This window comes from Paraburkholderia sp. GAS448, from assembly GCF_050435685.1.
In the GTDB taxonomy this organism is placed as follows: domain Bacteria; phylum Pseudomonadota; class Gammaproteobacteria; order Burkholderiales; family Burkholderiaceae; genus Paraburkholderia.
The window spans coordinates 248891-266476 of record NZ_JBNDKT010000005.1 but is presented as its reverse complement, the minus strand read 5'-3'; the positions used below and the strand labels follow the sequence as shown (position 1 = coordinate 266476).

18 protein-coding genes and 1 pseudogene are annotated in these 17586 nt (G+C 58.8%); 6 read left to right on the top strand and 13 right to left on the bottom strand.

Annotated features, from left to right (window positions below):
• Positions 1-8: 8 nt before the first annotated feature.
• The gene (locus tag P3T23_RS12545) at positions 9-149 is read left to right on the top strand and encodes a hypothetical protein (protein WP_429316477.1); all 141 of its coding nucleotides are present in this window, start codon (positions 9-11) and stop codon (positions 147-149) included.
• A 43-nt stretch (positions 150-192) separates the two neighbouring features.
• Here P3T23_RS12545 and P3T23_RS12540 read toward each other — a convergent pair whose 3' ends face one another.
• The 5 genes from P3T23_RS12540 to P3T23_RS12520 form a co-directional block, all read right to left on the bottom strand.
• Complete coding sequence (locus P3T23_RS12540; RefSeq protein WP_429316476.1) at positions 193-2202, bottom strand: beta-galactosidase; 2010 nt, start codon at positions 2200-2202, stop codon at positions 193-195.
• An 83-nt stretch (positions 2203-2285) separates the two neighbouring features.
• A complete protein-coding gene (locus P3T23_RS12535; protein ID WP_429316475.1) occupies positions 2286-3137 on the bottom strand; it encodes a carbohydrate ABC transporter permease in 852 nt (283 codons plus the stop codon).
• A 16-nt stretch (positions 3138-3153) separates the two neighbouring features.
• On the bottom strand, positions 3154-4101 hold the full coding sequence (locus tag P3T23_RS12530; RefSeq protein WP_429316474.1) for a carbohydrate ABC transporter permease: 948 nt from the start codon (positions 4099-4101) through the stop codon (positions 3154-3156).
• 16 nt (positions 4102-4117) lie between these two features.
• Positions 4118-5353: an ABC transporter substrate-binding protein gene (locus P3T23_RS12525; protein ID WP_429316473.1), complete on the bottom strand. Its 1236-nt coding sequence runs from the start codon at positions 5351-5353 to the stop codon at positions 4118-4120.
• 20 nt (positions 5354-5373) lie between these two features.
• The gene (locus P3T23_RS12520) at positions 5374-6528 is read right to left on the bottom strand and encodes an ABC transporter ATP-binding protein (RefSeq protein WP_429316472.1); all 1155 of its coding nucleotides are present in this window, start codon (positions 6526-6528) and stop codon (positions 5374-5376) included.
• 221 nt (positions 6529-6749) lie between these two features.
• Here P3T23_RS12520 and P3T23_RS12515 point away from each other — a divergent pair, with 221 nt between their 5' ends.
• The gene (locus P3T23_RS12515; RefSeq protein ID WP_429316471.1) at positions 6750-7790 is read left to right on the top strand and encodes a LacI family DNA-binding transcriptional regulator; all 1041 of its coding nucleotides are present in this window, start codon (positions 6750-6752) and stop codon (positions 7788-7790) included.
• Between the two features lie 96 nt (positions 7791-7886).
• On the opposite strand, the gene P3T23_RS12510 is transcribed toward P3T23_RS12515, so the two are convergent.
• From P3T23_RS12510 to P3T23_RS12495, 4 genes are read right to left on the bottom strand one after another with little or no spacing between them, the layout of a single operon-like run.
• Positions 7887-8198 carry a non-heme iron oxygenase ferredoxin subunit gene (locus tag P3T23_RS12510; protein WP_429316470.1) on the bottom strand — a complete coding sequence of 104 codons (312 nt, stop codon included), beginning with the start codon at positions 8196-8198 and terminating at the stop codon, positions 7887-7889.
• An 8-nt stretch (positions 8199-8206) separates the two neighbouring features.
• Positions 8207-8680 (bottom strand): aromatic-ring-hydroxylating dioxygenase subunit beta, encoded by a 474-nt coding sequence (locus P3T23_RS12505; protein ID WP_429316469.1) that lies wholly within the window; start codon positions 8678-8680, stop codon positions 8207-8209.
• Position 8681: 1 nt separating this feature from the next.
• Positions 8682-9938: an aromatic ring-hydroxylating dioxygenase subunit alpha gene (locus P3T23_RS12500; RefSeq protein ID WP_429316468.1), complete on the bottom strand. Its 1257-nt coding sequence runs from the start codon at positions 9936-9938 to the stop codon at positions 8682-8684.
• Between the two features lie 42 nt (positions 9939-9980).
• Positions 9981-10967: an FAD-binding oxidoreductase gene (locus P3T23_RS12495; protein WP_429316467.1), complete on the bottom strand. Its 987-nt coding sequence runs from the start codon at positions 10965-10967 to the stop codon at positions 9981-9983.
• A 130-nt stretch (positions 10968-11097) separates the two neighbouring features.
• Here P3T23_RS12495 and P3T23_RS12490 point away from each other — a divergent pair, with 130 nt between their 5' ends.
• Complete coding sequence (locus P3T23_RS12490; RefSeq protein ID WP_429316466.1) at positions 11098-12000, top strand: LysR family transcriptional regulator; 903 nt, start codon at positions 11098-11100, stop codon at positions 11998-12000.
• Positions 12001-12215: 215 nt separating this feature from the next.
• On the opposite strand, the gene P3T23_RS12485 is transcribed toward P3T23_RS12490, so the two are convergent.
• Complete coding sequence (locus P3T23_RS12485; protein WP_429316671.1) at positions 12216-12971, bottom strand: SDR family NAD(P)-dependent oxidoreductase; 756 nt, start codon at positions 12969-12971, stop codon at positions 12216-12218.
• Between the two features lie 86 nt (positions 12972-13057).
• On the opposite strand from P3T23_RS12485, the gene P3T23_RS12480 reads away from it, so the two are divergent.
• From P3T23_RS12480 to P3T23_RS12470, 3 genes and pseudogenes are all read left to right on the top strand, one after another.
• Positions 13058-13498, top strand: coding sequence for a hypothetical protein (locus P3T23_RS12480; RefSeq protein ID WP_429316465.1), 441 nt, complete (start codon positions 13058-13060; stop codon positions 13496-13498).
• A gap of 152 nt (positions 13499-13650) precedes the next feature.
• On the top strand, positions 13651-13872 hold the full coding sequence (locus tag P3T23_RS12475) for a hypothetical protein (RefSeq protein ID WP_429316464.1): 222 nt from the start codon (positions 13651-13653) through the stop codon (positions 13870-13872).
• Between the two features lie 16 nt (positions 13873-13888).
• Positions 13889-13988 (top strand): annotated as a pseudogene (locus P3T23_RS12470) (DDE-type integrase/transposase/recombinase); the annotation flags it as partial.
• Here the strand turns inward: P3T23_RS12470 and tcuB are convergent.
• Genes tcuB through P3T23_RS12455 form a run of 3 tightly spaced genes read right to left on the bottom strand, consistent with a single transcriptional unit; the run spans position 13980 to position 17537 of the window.
• A complete protein-coding gene (gene tcuB, locus P3T23_RS12465; protein WP_429316463.1) occupies positions 13980-15155 on the bottom strand; it encodes a tricarballylate utilization 4Fe-4S protein TcuB in 1176 nt (391 codons plus the stop codon). The pseudogene P3T23_RS12470 and the gene tcuB sit on opposite strands and share 9 nt — an antisense overlap.
• The gene (tcuA, locus tag P3T23_RS12460; protein WP_429316462.1) at positions 15142-16545 is read right to left on the bottom strand and encodes an FAD-dependent tricarballylate dehydrogenase TcuA; all 1404 of its coding nucleotides are present in this window, start codon (positions 16543-16545) and stop codon (positions 15142-15144) included. Before tcuA ends, tcuB begins: the two co-directional genes overlap by 14 nt.
• On the bottom strand, positions 16542-17537 hold the full coding sequence (locus tag P3T23_RS12455) for a LysR family transcriptional regulator (RefSeq protein WP_429316670.1): 996 nt from the start codon (positions 17535-17537) through the stop codon (positions 16542-16544). Before P3T23_RS12455 ends, tcuA begins: the two co-directional genes overlap by 4 nt.
• Positions 17538-17586: the final 49 nt, after the last annotated feature.

Genomic DNA, 17586 nt, shown 5'->3' with positions numbered 1-17586 from the left:
CCACGATCATGTCCGTCATCGCTCCGCTCCAGCGCGCCAACCATGGCAGCCACTTTCGGGCCTATGGCCTGCGTGGCGCGGCCGCGCCGATCGACCCCTTCATCGGGGTCGATCATGCAAATCCCGTCGAGCGGAGGCTGCAGCGCTAACAGACAGTCGCCAGCTTTCGCAGCCCCTCCGGGAACGGATGTGTCACAAAGTGATAGCCACTTCAGAAAGTGTTTCAACGAGAATTTCTACATCTCCAGCTTGGAGCTCAATGCTCCCTCCCCGCAATCGCTTACCCGACAGGGCACTTACGCACTCGCGGTCGTCGAGCGTGATTCGCTTCGATTCCTTCGAGAGGTTCATAACGAACAGAAGCCTTGTCGTATCAGAGCTTCTCACGGCGAGTTCTACTCCCTCGGGGAGATCTGGCTCAAAATCGAGATCCAGATCCTCCGCAATCCGACCGAGCAAAACCCTATAAGCTTTATCATCGAGCACTGTTCCGATGTAATACACAGTGCCGTTGCTGGCAACATTCCTCGTCACGGCAGCGCGGCCAGCAAAGTATTCGCTTGAATATGTTGCTATCGTCTCTGCAGTGACCGGTGAAAGGATGTCACACCATTGACTACACTTGAATAGCTCACCACCTTCGAATTCAATTCTCTGCACGTCGTTGCCAATTGGGTCGTACTCGTCTACGAACACACCAGCGAGCTCCGTCAAAAAGTTCGGCAAGCGGTCTGGCAAACATACGTTGTTCATGTTCTTGACGCCGGAGCGCGTTGTCAAGATGAGCGTACCGCCATTGTCCACATACTGGCGCAGCTTAGCCGCCATGGCGTCGTCAATGAGGTAGAGCATCGGGGCGATGACAAGTTTGTATTGCAGGAAGTCATCCCTCCAGTTAAGCACGTCCGTGCCGATGCCCATTCGCAAGAGTGCCGAGTGCACGCGCTTGAAGTTGTCGAGGTAGTCGAACCCGTCCGACTGCGGTTGAATCTGGAAGGCGTTGAGTTGCTCGTGTGAAAAAAGCATCGCTACATCGTGATGTAACGTCGTGCCCTCCAGCAGCGGAGCGAGTTTTCCTGCTTCCTGGCTGAACCGGACGAACTCGTCGAAACGGCGGCCGGGCACGCCGTGATGGTCCAGCAGACCATGCCAGAATTGCTCTGCGCCGATGCGAGCCGAACGCCAGCGGAATTGGACCACCGCGTCGGCACCACGAGATACGCTTTGCCACGCGTACGCTCGAATCATTCCGGGAAACGGCGTACGTGACATTGGGTACCAACATCCCGGCGTCCCGCTCAATTGCTCCATCACCCAGAAGTTTTGCCGCTTCAAACCACGCGTCAGGTCAAGAGTCAGGGCCCCGTGGTACATCCGGGACTTCGAGTTATCGGCGAGGTCGGTGGCCGGATAGTAGTCGACAGACGCGAAGTCCATGCTGTCGAACATGTCGTAGTAGTCGGCCGTGACGGGGTAGCCCCACAGATTGTGGGTCACGAACTTGCCGGGACTGTTCTTGCGTATAAGGGCCGCCTGGAACTGATTGAAGTCAGCAACCGAGTCGGAGGAGAACCGCCGGAAGTCCAGCAGGAACGACGGGTTAAGATGCTGCGACCCACCAAGCGGTGTGTTGACCTGCGTCCAGTCGCTGTATTCGCCGCTCCAAACGACGGTACCCCACTCGCGGTTCAAATTCTCCAGCGTTCCATATTTGTCCTGGAGCCAGGTACGAAAGAGTCGCGTGCAATTCTGGCAATGGCAATCGTTTGCAGCGAGCTCGTTATCCGTCTGCCAGCCAATGACAGCCGGATGCCTGCTGTAGTGCTGCGTCAGCCGGTCGATGATTCGTTCGCCATACTCGCGCAAAGAAGGACTGTTGTAACAACGATGAAGGCGTACGCCCGCGTAGTGGGCGTGACCTTTGTTATCGACCGGAAGAACGTCCCGATAATTGTGCGTGAGCCAAACCGGCGGCGTAGCCGTGGGAGTGCCGAGCACAACGCCCATGCCGTGACGTGCAAGGACTGCAATGGCCTCGTCAAGCCAGTCGAAATCGAAAGCGCCTTCGGTAGGCTCAAGCCTTGACCACGCAAACTCCGCGAGGCGAACGATAGTAATGCCAGCATCCTGCATCTGCTGCGTATCCTGCTCCCACAGCGCGACGTCCCAATGCTCGGGGTAGTAGTCGACTCCCACCTTCATGGAATTGTTCCTTTATGGATGTTATGGGCGCAGGGCGCCCTGCGAGCCCAACGCTCGCATTGAATATGGAATGAATGGCTGGCTTACCCCTTCGTGGCGCCGAAGGTCAGACCGGCAACGAAGTGCTTCTGCATGGCAAAGAACAGAACGACCGACGGGAGGGCGGCAAGTAGCGAGCCAGCGGAAACGAGGTTCCAGGCTGTGGTCCACTGCCCTTTGAGTGCAGCGACGCCCACTGTGATAGGCGCTGCATCATCACCTTGCGTCAGGCATAGCGCCCAGAAGTAGTCGTTCCACACGAATGTGAAGACAAGAATCGCTAGCGCAGCGAGCGCTGGCGCAATAAGCGGCAGGATGATTTTGTAGAATAGCTGCCATTCATTTGCTCCTTCGATACGTGCAGCCTCGACAAGCTCATAGGGGAGTTCCTTGATGAAATTTCGCAGGAACAGCGTGCAGAAGCCGGTCTGAAACGACACGTGAAAGAGAATCAACCCCTCAAGGGTGTTGAACAATCCCAGTTGCAGCGTCAGTTGGCGCACGGGAATCATCAAGACCTGAATGGGAACAAAGTTACCCGCCACAAACGCGCCAAGAATCGCGTTGTTTCCTTTGAACGGGTATGTTGCGAGGGCGAAGCCCGCCATGGCCGCCAAAGCGATGGAACCCAGCACCGATGGCACGGTAATGAGGCAACTATTCAGAAAGTAGTGAAGCATTGGGGAGTCGACGAGGACCGTCCTGTAGTTCTCGAAGAAGGCGACTCCCTCTGGCCAACCCCAATAATTTCCCTTCATGAGCTCGCTTGACGAGCGAACGGACGTCACCAACACTGCGAACAACGGAAGTAGCCAGATGGCAAGTGCGACCGGCAACGAAGTCTTGTAGACAGTCCGTCCAGCTGGACTCCATCTGCTAACGGGAGTTGGATACATAGATAATCTTCCTTCGTTACCGTTCCACGTGGAGGAGGCGGCGCAACTGATATACGATGAAAACCAGCATGATGAGAAACAACACAACAGCAATGGCCGCCGAATAACCGAATCGGAAGTACTTGATGGCCTGGTCATACATGAAATATGCAAGCACAGTCGAGCTATCGAATGGACCGCCGCCGGTCATAACAGCGATGAGGTCGAAACTACGCAGCGCACCAATAATGGTCAGCACGACAGACAGGAAGGTAGCGGGCCTCAACTGAGGCAGTACGACGTGCCATAAAAGAGACCAACCTGTTGCCCCCTCCATGCGACCTGCCTCAATGATTTCGGGGTTGATGCTTGTGAGGTTGGTCAGATAGAGCAGCATGCAGAACGGAATCTGCGGCCATAGTGCTGCCGCGATGATTCCGAACGTCGCGTAGTGTTCATCACCGAGAATGGGTATTCCGTGCCCGACGAACACCTTCAAAAGACCAAAGGCCGGGTCATAGAACCAGCTGAAGACAAGGCCAACCACCACTCCGGACAGCACGAACGGCGAGAAGAACAACGATTTGACCAGCCGCATGCCTCTAACGTTCTGGTTCAGATATAGCGCGAAGACCAGTCCCACAGGCGGTGCGAGCAGAAAGAACACGAGCCACAACAAGTTGTTTTCCAGTGCGATGTAGAAGGTGTCGGTATGGAAGAGTTCCCTGTAGTTCGCGAACCCCACAAAGACCTTGTCGCTCATGCCATCCCAGTTGTAAAAACTGAGCACGATGCTGCTGATGATCGGGTAAATCACATACATGCAAAACATCGCGCAGGCGGGCAGCAGGAACAGCACGGCTGCCCGCTTGCGCCCGCTTGCCAGAGGTGTAGACCGGCGCCCCGTCAACGCGCGGTTGGTGCGAGCAGGCTGGTCTGTGGGCGAACCCTTTCGCACTGACGTTCTCGTCTCGGCTGTAGCCATGGCACGCCTCGCACTGTTACGACTTGTTGTAAATGCGCTGGCGCGTCTTTTCGAGTTGTCCAAGAATCTCGTCGAGCCTGGACGGGTCGCTGATGAACCGCTGCATACCCTTCATACCCTCGTCGGCCATTTCCTTGGTCATGTCGCGGTCATAGAATTGTGCGACGCCGCCGCTGGTCTTCGAGAGAATCTGGAAGCCGGTTTTTGCAATCGGGTCTTCAGGCATCGCGGCCTGATTGTTGGCCGGCAACGTACCTACACCCTTTGCGAGTTCCCCGTCGATATCCGGTCGGCCAATGAACGCGAGGAATTTTCGAGCGTCAGTCTTGTTCGCAGCCCTCTTGGGAATATTGAGGCATTCGGCAGAGCCGTCCTCTGCAGGGGCAATTTTTGGGTCGACCGTGGGAAACCGGAAAAAGCCGGTCTGTGTCTTTGTCGCTGGCGGCAATCCGGGCGAAAGGAATGTGCCCATCAACATCATCGCGGCCTGGCCTTGAATATAGAGCGGCTGCACGGAGTCGAGACTGTAGGAAAGCGGGTTGTCGATGAAGTATTTGTTATCAATGAGCGTTTTCCACGCCAGATAGACCTTCTTCACGCGGGCGTCCGTGTACGGAATGTCACCGTTCATGAGTTGCATGTGGAAGTCGTAACCATTCATGCGAAGGTCGAGGTAATCAAACCACGCTGCCAGCGTCCATGAGTCGCGCCCACCCACTGCAATCGGAGCAATGCCCATCGCTTTGAGCTTACGACACGCCTCAAGAAACTCGTCCCACGTGGTCGGTTCACCTTTAATACCAACCTTCTCGAACAGGTCCTTCCTGTAGAACAGCCCCCACGCAAAATACTGCGTGGGCATCGCATATTGCTTGCCATCGTACGAGGATGCGGTCTTGAGCGACGCAAACTGCGAGTTCAAGTCGTTCTTTTGCCAATCGACAGACAGGTCTTCGAGCAAACCACGGCGTGCGTAGTAGGCCATGCGCTCGCCTTCATGCCAATTAATCACGTCGGGTGCGACCGATGTCAACCAACCGGGAAGCTGCACCTTGTACGTCTCTTCCTCGACGAACGCAACTTTCGCCGTCACATCCGGGTTGGCCTTTTCGAATCCCTGAATCAGCCGCTCCCATACCGCGCGCTGGTCGGCGCCTTTGAAAGCGATATTCAACTGGAGAGTCCCCGCATCGACCGCACTCGCGAAAGAGAGGGCCGCACCCAAGGCTGAGAGCACAAGCAGTCGTTTCATCGATGTCTCCGGATGTCGTTCTATTGAAGTTTCGGCACTGCGCGGCCGTCGGCGGTGAACATGTGGCAGGAATGGGACCTGAAGGCCAGTGCGACGCGAGCGCCGGTCAGGTGGTTCGCGTCACCTGGTTGCTTTGCAATGACTGTCGTTCCGCAGGGGTCATCGGCGTGCAGATAGCTGTGCTCGCCGAGTCGTTCAACCAGAGCGACATCGCGCCACAAAACCTGCATCTCCCCGTGAGGTTCAGGGGCCGTTGACGCGTCGCGAAGCGAGGCGTTCTCGATGTGTTCAGGTCGGATTCCGACCGTAACCGGTTGCCCGGCCTCCAGGAGCGAACCATCGACCTTCGCCACCACGATGTCGTTGGACTTCGTCAATTTCACGGTGGCACCCTCGGACCCCACGGAGACGACCGACGCGGACAGAAAGTTCATCTTCGGGCTGCCGATGAACTCGGCGACGAACCGGCTGTCTGGACGGTGGTAAAGTTCCAACGGTGAACCGACCTGCGCGATGCTGCCGAAGCGTTCAGCGTCTTGCCCCGCACGCAACAGGACAATCTTGTCCCCGAGCGTCATGGCTTCTACCTGGTCATGCGTAACGTAGACTGTGCTGGCTTGCGCGAATTGACGATGGAGCCGCGCGATCTCAACGCGTGTCTGGCCCCGAAGCATTGCGTCGAGGTTCGAGAGCGGTTCATCAAACAGGAACACTCCCGGCTCGCGCACGATAGCTCTGCCGATGGCGACGCGTTGGCGTTGGCCGCCGGAGAGCGCCGCTGGCTTTCTATTGAGCAGGGCATCCAGTTGCAGTATCTTCGCCGCCTGGTTGACCTTTTGCGTGATTTCGCCTGCGGGCAGACCGGCCAGCTTCAAGCCAAACCCCATGTTCTGTTCGACAGTCATGTGGGGAAACAAGGCGTAGCTTTGAAAGACCATCGCTACCCCTCGTTTGGCAGGGGGTACGGCATTCACGAGCTTCCCACCAATGTGCACGTCGCCAGACGTCGCGTCTTCGAGTCCAGCAATGATGCGCAGCAGCGTCGACTTCCCGCAGCCAGATGGCCCCAGGAAGACACAGAACTCGTTTTCCCCGATATCAAGGTCGATTCCGCGTAGTACGGGCGAGTGCTCTCCGTACGCCTTGGTCACGCCTCTCAGTGTGATGGCTGCCATGTCTCCGTCCAGCTTGATTTAACGTTACACCAACGGGGTTTAAAAAAAGGCCGCGAGGCCTGACCGGGAGCAACTGTCCTTCTATTTGCGATGGACTCTACGCCCGTTTTCCGACAGGCGCAAGAGCTTTTTCATGGGTAATATGATTGACAACGCTGTGCCGCGTCGATTGAATGATGCCAGGAAATCCTGTTGCGGCTTCGCCGACGAGTGTTCTTACTATGAGCAGCAAACAATTCACCCCTGCCGCGACGATCAAGGACGTAGCTGAACACGCTGGCGTCTCGGTCATGACCGTCTCGAATGTGTTGCGCGGTCGGGGACGCGTGAGTGAAGAGACGCGGCAACGAGTTCTCGAAGTGGTAGAGCGCCAGGGCTACCGGCCGAACCTTACGGCGCGCGCACTCGTGGAACGCAAGGCGCCGACGCTTGCGTTGATGCTCAGTTGCATCACCAACCCGTTCTATCCGGAATTTACGCTCGCGGCGAATCTGTCAGCGCTAAAGCACCAGCGCCATCTGCTCGTCTGCAACACAGATCATGAGGCGGACCGTGGTACGCATTTCCTGGAACAAGTCGCCGGCTCTCTTTCGGATGGGGTTCTTGTAGCGAACTACGCGGACCTGCCGATTGACGAGCTACGCAGGCTCCAGCGTCGAGGCGTTCCGGTGGTCATATCTGTGTGGGAACTGCCAGACGAACCTCCTGGCATTCCGTGCGTCACGTTCGATTCGAAGGGTGCAGGCAAACTCGCCGCACAGCACCTGGTCGAATATGGACACCGACGCATCGGCGCTATTATTGGCAGCTCGAAAAACGGAATCCATCGACCACGATATGATGGGTTTCGGGAGGTCATGCGAGAAGCCAGAATTCGGCATTTGGCAGCGGACGAGCGATTCACACAGGATTCCTTCGAAGACGGCTACGAAGCCGCGAAGCATTTGCTTTCGGCCCGTCCCGATCTGACAGCGCTCTTTGTCTCCAACGACCTTCCGGCGCTTGGTGTGTTGAACGCTGCATCGGACCTGGGATACTCGGTGCCCGACGATTTATCCGTTGTGAGCATCACCGATATTATCCCCGCACGCCAATCGCGCCCGGGCTTGACTACTGTCGCGATACCAACGGCCGAACTGGCCGAGCAGGGAATAGGCCTTCTCGTCGAACTCATGGCCGGGCGGGCGAACGAGTCGACGGTCATCCACACATCGCCTCCGAAGCTTATCGTTCGAGGTTCGACCGGTCGACGTCTCCTGTGATTGAATCGGCGACGTCCCCGGTCGTGTCAACGACTGGTACATGACAGGCAGCGAGACGAAGAAATTAACTTTAGAACTTCCAGAGCCCGGCGCACACTAGAGTTGGACGAAGACGCAGCCGTCTTCGATTTTCACTGGATATGCCTTAATATCCTCGGTCAGGGGTTCACACATCGCCTTCCCGTTCCGGATATCAAAACGTCCCTGATGGAGCGGACATTCGATTTCGTGTCCTTCCAGAAAACCGTCACACAGCCGCGCGTGACCATGTGTGCAGATGTTGTCCGTTGCGAACACTTCTCCATCTATGCCGTAGATCGCCAGCTCTTTCCCACTAGCCTGTACCGCGACGACGTCGTCATTTGGAACTGCAACCAGCTCGATAATCCTGGTCCATTGTTGTGCCATGGCAAACCTCAAATCGGATAAATCAGCGAGTTGGCGATCATTTCGCTATCGAACACGCAAACGCGCGATTCGAACTTCAGGCCAGCGTCCGTGCGACGAATCGTGTCGATGTATCGGCCGACGTTGAACACCGTGGAAATCTCATCGGGCTTCGTGCGGAACACTGCATAGTTTGCCTCGGACTGGATACGCTCAGGATCGACGTGAAGAACGCGCGGAGTACCGACAACGTGCCGCTGGTAATACGGATCGTGAAAGATAGTCTCCGTCATGCCGTAGATCCGATCCTTCAGCATGCCGCGACTTTCGAATGACAGGGTTGCGAGCGGGTAGCCCCGGTCGAAGTTTTCACGGGGCTGCACCTTGTACACGCACTCTTCCGTAAAAAACTCTGGCCATTTGCCCCATTCGTTGTTATCGATGGCGGATGCGTAGTCCGAGTACAGCGCCACCAGCTGTTGGTATGTATTGAAATCGAGCATCTCAAACCTCCATGACACGGCGCCAGTAGTCGTACATCCCGCGAATGAGCGTTTCGGTCACCATGTGATCGGAATCGCCAACGTCGCGGCCGCCCAGTTCGGCAATCGTTCGATGGAACGGCTTCTGCTCAAAGCCTTCCTGCGAGAACTCGATAACTTCGCCGTCGTCCGCCGAAACGAAGCCCGCTGGGCCGAACAGGTTGGCCTGACGAAGTCGGCGACGCGTCATCTCTTCGCTGTCTTCTTCGAATCCGAAATGCGTCCAGACGAAGTCAAATGATCCGTGGCCGTCAGGCTGAATGTGTCGCGTCGACACGGAGTTGACCTGCTGCTGGATGATCACGCTGGGAAACAGGGTCATCATCACTGCGGTCGGTTCGCCCCACCAATCTTCCTTGACGATGTCGAGAATGCGATCGTCATTAAGGTGCATCTGCTCCTTGAAGCTCGAGACGCCAGATGTCACATCGCTTTTGCCGGCCGCCCCGCGTGTCGAGATCATGGCAGCGTGGCGGAAGTGTTCGTCCATCTTCAATTCCGACTTATTGTCGGCCCGCCACAGCCCGAACGTGACAAACCAGGTGTGCAGCAGCCCAGGGTGGTAGGGATCCTTGATGTTTTCCTGCATCAACTTCCAGTTGCCCGGAATGCGCTGACGGTTGTAGCCGAGAAGAGTCAGCTTGCGACCGTCGAAGACACGGTCAAAGTAGCGGAGGATCGTCGGGCCCAGATACTCCTCTAGCGACGCAACGTCGTGGTCGAAAGACGCGAACACAACGCCATTACGCGCGGCGACCTTCAGCCTCGTGAGGCCGTGCGCTTTCGGATCGAAGTCGGAGGGCATACCGCCGTTGATCTTGCCGTCGAGCTTTACGCCGCGACGGAACGGAACGCCGACCAGATTGCCTTTCAGGTCGTAGTTCCATTGATGGTACGGACACGTGAAGTCCTTCCGGTTGCCCGACTTTTCCCGGCAGAATTGAACGCCGCGATGCGCGCAGACATTCTCCACTACATAGATCTCGCCATCGGTCGCCCGGCTGACGATAACGGACCGCTCACCGATAACTGAGCGCCTGAAGTCGCCAGGGTTCGGGATTTCCGCCTCAAGTGCCACGTAGCACCAGTGGCCCGAATAAAAGAAACGCTCGAGTTCGCGGCGGTAGATGTCTTCGTCTGTGTACGCCCAGAATGGAATACGGCTTGAGCCATCGTCCTTCCACGCTGCCTTCCTGAATATAACGGGAGTCTCGTTCATACCTGTCTCCTATGACTGGATATTGATGGCGCTGCCGGAAGGTCAAACACCACTTGAATAAAAAGCATCGGCGTAGATTCGTTCAGGCTCGACGCCTTTCTGCTTGAGCAGTATCGACGCCGCATCGACCATCACCGGCGCGCCGGCGATGTACGCGCTCCAGCCACGCATGTCGCTCCAGTCGTCGCTTACGGCCTGGGTCACAACGCCGCTGCGGAATCCGTTCACGTCGTGACCGGACGCGACGACGATGTGAAACTCCAAATGAGGAAGCCGGCTTTGCAACTCCCTTAACCAGGGTTCACCGTACACGTCGATATTCGAGCGGACGCCGAAATACACGTGGACACGGTTTTCCATGCCAGCCTCGGCGATACCCCGGAGGATCGAGAGAATTGGCGCGAGGCCAGTACCGCCAGCAATACAAACAATCGGGGCAGAGTTTTTGCGGCGCAGATAAGCAGTGCCGAGCGGACCACTCACCCGCACCGAGTCGCCGACTTTCAGTTCTTTGGCGATGTAAGAAGTGACGCGACCGTCCGGCACGAGCCGGATATGAAACTCGATCTCCTCCGGGTTCTGCGTCACCGCCATCGAATACGGACGGATATGCTGTGGCGTGAACTGCAGGTTCGCGTACTGACCTGGCGAAAATTCAAGCGGCCTGGACAGTCCGAGGCGTAGACGCTTGATATCGTGCGTCAGGTCTTCGATGGCAAGCACGGTCGCCTTAAGGGTCTTCGCCGGGTGAACGACGACTTCGTCCACTTCCGGAATCTCGATCGCGCAATCTTCGACAAGTGTCGTCTGGCACGCGAGCACGGACTGGCCTCGGTTGATCGGTGCATTCAAGTCCCGGCTTCCCGTCACAAGCACACGACCAGAAGCGACCCGGCAGCGGCATGTGCCACAGCGGCCAGCCATGCAACTGTATGAAATGGGAATCTGGTTGGCACGCAGCACTTCGAGCAGGTTTTCGCCAGCGCGCACGTCGAGGATGCGTTGAAGCGGCAGAATAGAAATATCCATGAAGCCAGTGTCTCCGGGCTGGTCAACTAGTGCGTCCATGATGCCGCCGACACTGCTATTGATAAATAGAAATTGCTTGATAGTTAATATCACCAACAGTGATAATGGTGGTCAGAGGAGGAGACCACGGATGGAACTTCAAGATATCGACCTGAATCTGCTGGTCGTATTCAATGAGCTACTGCGGCAACGTCGCGTGTCGGCAGTCGCGAACACCTTGGGGATTTCTCAGCCTGCCATTAGTAACGCTCTTAACCGGCTGAGAAAACTTCTGGGGGACGAACTCTTCCTCAGAACATCGAAAGGGATGATCCCAACGCCACTGGCGGAGACATTGGCGGAGCCCATCGGATACGCGCTTGGCGCGATATACAACACGCTAAATGCAACGTCGAACTTCGACCCGGCATCCAGCACTCGTGCGTTCACCCTGGCGATGACCGATATCGGGGAAATCTATTTTCTTCCTGCCCTCATGAAGAGGCTCGCCCAGGTTGCGCCGGGCGTTTCTGTCAGCACCGTGCGTAATCATGCGGACACGCTTAGCGATGAAATGGAGACCGGACGAGTCGACCTTGCCATCGGCTTCTTGCCTGACCTCAAGACAGGTTTTTTTCAACGGCGTCTTTTCAGGCAGAGATACGTTTGCATATTTCGTAAAGGCCATCCACTGGCGAAGACCGGCATGACGCCTGAAGCATTCTGGGACGCGGAGCATGTCTCCATTGTGGCCGAAGGTACCGGGCATGGCATGGTCGACACAGCCATCCAGCGCGCCGGCTTAACGCGCCACCTGCGGCTTCGGGTTCCGCACTTCGTGGCTGTGGGTCACATCCTTCAGACGACGGATCTGATCGCAGTCGTTCCGGAAGCCTATGCGACGAGAACCCTTGCTCCGTTTGGTCTCGAGTCGGCACCGTGCCCCATCAAAATTCCGGATATTTCCATTAACGTGTTATGGCATGCGCGAAATCATCGCGAACCCAGCAATCAGTGGCTCCGGCAGCTTCTGTTTGAAGAATTTTCTCTTTGAACCAGATACCGCATGACTACTCGGGCATTGCACCTGCCAATCGCTGAACTACAGGTTATGGACCTGGAACCCTGCTGATGTCACGCGTGAGGCTACGCCTACGGAAAACGATGACAGCGTTGCGCCAGCCCGGAAGCCCAGATTCGTACTGCGCAGAGCCGGGGATTGCCGCGGGGGCATTCAAGAACGCATGAATGCCCGGTATGGCCCGCAAACTACAGCGTGGCAGTCACTCCGCCATCCACATAAAGAATATGGCCGTTCACAAAGTTTGAAGCGCTGCTTGCCAGGAACACGGCGGCGCCGACGAGATCTTCGACATCCCCCCAACGCCGCGACGGAGTCCGTCCAACCAGCCACTTGCTGAAAGTCTCGTCGTTGACGAGCGCCTCAGTCAGCTCGGTCTTGAAGTATCCCGGCCCAAGGCCGTTGACCTGGATCCCGTACTGCCCCCAGTCGATCGCCATCCCCTTCGTCAGCATCTTCACCGCGCCCTTGGTCGCGGTGTAGGCGGCAATGTTGGGACGGCCCAGTTCGCTCTGCACCGAACAGATATTGATGATCTTGCCACGCTGGCGATCGATCATATGCCGCGCCACCGCCTGTCCGACCAGGAACACACTGTCGACGTTGGTCTTCATCAACTCCTGCCATTGCTCATGGGAAAACTGTTCGAGCGGTGCACGACGCTGCATGCCAGCGTTGTTGACGAGAATGTCGATTGCACCGATTTCGCGCTCGATATCGGCGATCGCCGTTGCAACCTCATCGGCCGACGTCACGTCGAAACCTGCGGCATGGACGGTCGCCCCCTCATCGCGCAAACGGCTGACCGCCTCCGCCAGCCGGGCCTCGCTGCGGCCATTCAGAATGATTTCAGCACCGGCGCCGGCCAATCCCTTTGCGAGCGCGTAGCCGATGCCGGTACTCGACCCGGTGACCAAAGCTCGACGCCCCGACAGATCAAACATCTTCAGATTGCTGTTCAACTCAACCTCTCCTCGACGCCAGTTCGTCCGGCTTCCATCCAGCACCACCTGCTGCACCCAACCATTGCATGATCTCCCTCATATTTCTGGCGCTGTCTTGCGCAGGAGCGCGCCGCTACATCTCCGGAGTCGGCGCGCACGATCTGGTAATGCTCACCATACGCGAGCCGCAGGTCGCGCGCGACCGCCCCGACCACGGCCGGGTCGTCGCCGACGGCGATGATGACGGGCTTTTCCATCGCGTTGAGAGTGCAACTGAATACGGGCTGGCTCGAATGATGCGACAGAAAGCGGAACGCTCCGCTCGATTGCGCACGTTGCGCCAGCCTGCCTCACTGAATCAACATTCTAGGACCGTCGCGGCACCAATTGATCGTTCAACCGGTCGCATTGATGAAGCGGGCCTTCCTGTGACGGGTCGCCGTATTCGGCACGTAAACCATACAGACGGCTCTGACCCGATCCTGTTAGCGGCGGCGTGCATCGAAAGCAGGCGATGCGCGCAATGATCCAGCAATCGCACGCCTGGTTTGTCCCGCGCACGACTGTACGGACTGGAAGCGGTTCCTGGCTGATTTTGCCGTGCAACTGCCGTCGGCCCCGCGGCGATAAAATCGACGAGGCGGTAGCGATCAACTACGCGGGGTTTCAGGAGTCAGCAATGATGGAATGGACGGACACACGACCCGTAGTGCCGGGATACTACTGGGTGCGGTTTACGGACGACCGGTCGCCGAAGCAAACCATCGGGGAAGTCGCAGACGTGCCCGGAAACGGTTCACGGCAGTTGGTCGTGATCCTTCTCGGCGACGACGAAATACTGGAACTGGACGATCCGTTCTTCGACCTCGCACTGTTTGCCGGACCGATGGAACCGCCTTAGACGGAATGACCGTAAGCGCGCAGTTGACCGGGCCGGGAAGACGGTTGTTTTCCGGCTCGGCGCCAGGCGAGATGAAGCTGCAGCAAAGGCGTTCTTCGCGAAGGCCCTCAATCATCCCCCAACTGAAGCCGGTTCGGCTGACGCCGCTCGATCGACCACTTCAAGAGCGCCGCGGACCGGAAGATGCCATGCGCGAACTTGCCGTACGGTAGCGTCGCGAAAAGCGCCATTACACAGCCGAGATGCACGCACAGCGACACCGGCAACGCACTCGTGTCGCGTGCGAGCATCAACGCGAGGCCGCTCGCAGCGGTCAGGAACAGCAGCGCGATGAAGCCGCGATCCATCGGCTTTTGCGCGGGATCCTGCTGCAGCGGATGGCGACGCAGATTGAGCGCGAACAAGCCGCCCGTGCCGATCATCAGCGCGATGCCACCCGAGATGCCGAACAGCTTGGGCAGGCTCGCAAAGTCGTAAGGCGCGTGCCAACCGAACAGATAGTGATAAAGCGTCGCCACGGAGGTCGAAGCGAAACACAACATGAATCCATAGAACGTCAGATGATGAAAGCGCCTGCGCGCGTGCGTGAACGCATCGTCCGCGTTGTTGCATCCTTCTCCGTGACCGCCGTCGAGATACTTGAGCTTCAGCACGTTGTGAACGGATTCTCCCACCGCCTCCTTCGATGCCGCGCCCACGTCCTCTTCCCGCCAGAAGCGCCGCACGCCGAAGCTGAGCGCCAGCACCGCGAACAGAAACACCGGCGCGAACAAGGCCATCAGGAAGTTATGCGGGAAAATTGCGTAGAAGCCGCCGGGCACCTTGCCCCATAACGTGCCGTTCGCGGAGATGCCGAGCATCGTGAATACCGAAAAGCCGAGCACGAGTGCGACGCACATCGTCAGACCGTTGCGCTTGTAGAACATGCCGAGCGCCGACGGCCACGCATAGTCCGAATAGGTCGTGAGTCGTACTTTCGCCATTGCGCGCGGCACATTCACGGCGAATTCATGCGGCGGCGCGTACTGGCATGCATGCAGGCACGCGCCGCAGTTGTGGCAGAGATTGGCGAGATAGTGAATATCGGCCTTGCCAAATTCGAGGCGGCGCGTCATTGCAGGAAACACCGCGCAAAAGCCCTCGCAATAACGGCATGCATTGCAGATCTGCAGAACGCGTCCGACTTCGGCTTCCTCGCTCGTGAGCGGGTTAATGGGGATCACGCGCGATTCGCCTCGCGCGAGCGCACTGGCCTCCCGCGTCAGGGCCTCAAGCTGCTGCATGTTCACGCTCCTTCAATGCGGCCTGTGCGGCCCGCCGGCCCGCGATCCGTCCGAACGCGGTGCCGATGCTCATGCCCACGCCCGCCGTATAACCCTGGCCGAGCACGTTGCCCGCCATCATTTCGCCGGCGACGAAAAGGTTCGGGCTCGGCTCGTCGTCAAAGCGCACCGCCGCCGTTTCATCGACCTTCAGGCCGAGATAGGTGAACGTCACGCCGGGGCGCAACGCGTAGCCGTAGAAAGGCGGCGTATCGATGGGACGCGCCCAGTGCGTCTTCGGCGGCGCGAGTCCTTCGGTGGCGCAGTCGTCGAGCGCGGTGTGATTGAACGTGCCGGGCCGGCACGCGTCGTTGTACGCGGTGAGCGTCTCCATGAAGCGCGCTTCGTTCAGGCCGAGCGCGTGCGCCAGTTCGGGCAGCGAATCCGCCTTCGTGCCTGGAAACACCGGTGGCATGAACCGCCCGACCGCCTTTCTATCGATGATGGAATACGCGACCTGTCCCGGTTGCTGCGCGACGAGCCGTCCCCAGATCGCATAACGCTTGGGCCAGAAATCCTCGCCTTCGTCGTAAAAGCGCCGCGCGTCGCGATTCACGACCACGCCGAGCGACACGCAGTCGATGCGTGTGCATATGCCACCGTCATAGAGCGGCGCGCGTGCGTCGATGGCGACCATGTGCGCCTGCGTCGGATCGCCGATCCTGTCCGCGCCCGCATCGATCATGAAGCGCAACAGCGTGCCGCGATTGAAGCGCGTTCCGCGAATCAGAAAGTTGTCAGCGGGCCATTCGCCGGCATCGTTCTGTCCCCACGCCTCGCGCAGCCATTCGCGATTCGATTCGAAGCCGCCCGCGGCCAGCACACACGCGCGCGCCTCGATGCGCTCATTGCCGACATACGCCGCGACGAAGCGGCCATCGCGCAATTCGAGCCGCTCTACGGGCGCGTCGTAACGGATGCGCGCACCAAGCGCCTCGGCGCTGCGGTAATACGCGTTGACGAGCGCCTTGCCGCCGCCCATGAAGAACGCGTTGGTGCGCGCGGTGTGCAGCGCGCCCGACAGCGACGGCTGAAAACGCACGCCGTGCTTGCGCATCCACGGGCGGCATGTCGACGATGCGCGGATCACGAGGCGCGCCAGCGCTTCGTTGGTCGCGCCGCCGGTAACCTTCAGCAAGTCCTGCCAGAACTCCGCTTCGGGATACGCATCGACGAGCACATCCTGCGGCGCGTCGTGCATGCAGCGCAGATTGCGCGTGTGCATCGAATTGCCGCCGCGCCATGCGCGCGGAGCGGCTTCGAGGATGAGCACGCTCGCGCCCGCTTCGAGCGCCATCAGCGCGGCGCATAGCGCGGCATTGCCGCCGCCGATCACGAGCACATCGATCATGGTTCTTCGTTTCCTGTGTTCAGTTCGTGAAACGTGGTGCCCGGCCAACGCCCGGCCTGCGTCAGTTCGCGCGCGACGTCGTGGATCACCACGCGCGCGGCGAGCGCGGCGGGCGACAACTCGTCGACCACCTGGCTCGCGATCATCGTCTGCCGGCGCGCGTCCGAATCCATAATCAGGAGCGCGCGCAATTCGCGCCTCGGGTCACGACCGCCTAGCATGGGACCCGGGTAAGCCGCTGAAGCGCCAACTCGGGTCGCCACCACACACCCCGGCTGCAGCGTTGCGCCGAGACCGGCACACACGGCGTCCATCAACAATGCAAGGCCGTCAATTTCATACGCGATGCGCGGCTCTACGCCCGCGCGCTCGAACGCGATATCGAGTAGCGAGCGCAGGCCGTGCGAGCAGTTCGGCATCACGAGCGGCAAGTCGCGCAGTTCGGCGAGGCTCACGGTGTCCTTCGACGGGAAATCGCGCAAGTCCGCGCGCCCGAGCAGATACACGCGTTCGTCGATCAGCGGCGACACGCGCCAGCGGCGTGTCGCGCTGCCGCGCGCGACGAGCGCGAGATCGAGCTGACGCGCGTCGAGCATCGCGGCGAGATGGCCGGAAAGCGCCTCGACCAGATGCACCCGCAATTCCGGATGACGGTCGCGCATCGCCGTCAGGAACGGCACGCCCAGCACCGAAGCGGTGCTGGGCGGCAAGCCGACGCTCACATGCCCGACGAGCCGCGGCTGGCGCGCGGCCTCGACCGCATCGACGGCATGCTGCAACGTGAGCTGCGCGTGGCGCAAAAAAGCGAATCCGGCGTCCGTCGGAATGAGCCCGTTGCGGGTGCGGCGAAAAAGCTGCGTGGCCAGTTGCGCTTCCAGTCTGCCGAGATCCTGCGTGAGCGCGCCCGCCGCGATTCCCAATTCGGACGCCGCCCGCCTTATACTGCCAAGTTCAACCGCACGGACGAAATAGCGCAGTTGCCGGAGTTCGATCGGCAACTCGGCCTCATCCTCACTTGCAAAAGCTACGCTTGCAATCGAC